Source organism: Haemophilus sp. UMB1048, from assembly GCF_030218125.1.
GTDB lineage: Bacteria > Pseudomonadota > Gammaproteobacteria > Enterobacterales > Pasteurellaceae > Haemophilus_D.
Genome location: NZ_JASOPB010000234.1, coordinates 1 through 206, shown reverse-complemented (window position 1 = coordinate 206; position 206 = coordinate 1). Strand labels below are relative to the sequence as shown.

Here is a 206-nt window from a genome sequence, read left to right as displayed (position 1 = left end):
GTGGTGGGCGATACCGGTCTCGAACCAGTGACCCCCTCCTTGTAAGGGAGGTGCTCTCCCAACTGAGCTAATCGCCCACATAAGAAAAGCGTTTAAATAATGGGAAAGTTTGAGCGGAAAGAACACTTTAGAAAAGTGGTGGGCGATACCGGTCTCGAACCAGTGACCCCCTCCTTGTAAGGGAGGTGCTCTCCCAACTGAGCTAA

General features: G+C 51.9%; 1 tRNA gene. It reads right to left on the bottom strand.

Going from position 1 to position 206, the window contains the following annotated elements:
* Position 1: 1 nt before the first annotated feature.
* A tRNA-Val gene (locus tag QP437_RS10590) sits at positions 2–77 on the bottom strand.
* Between the last annotated feature and the right edge of the window lie 129 nt (positions 78–206).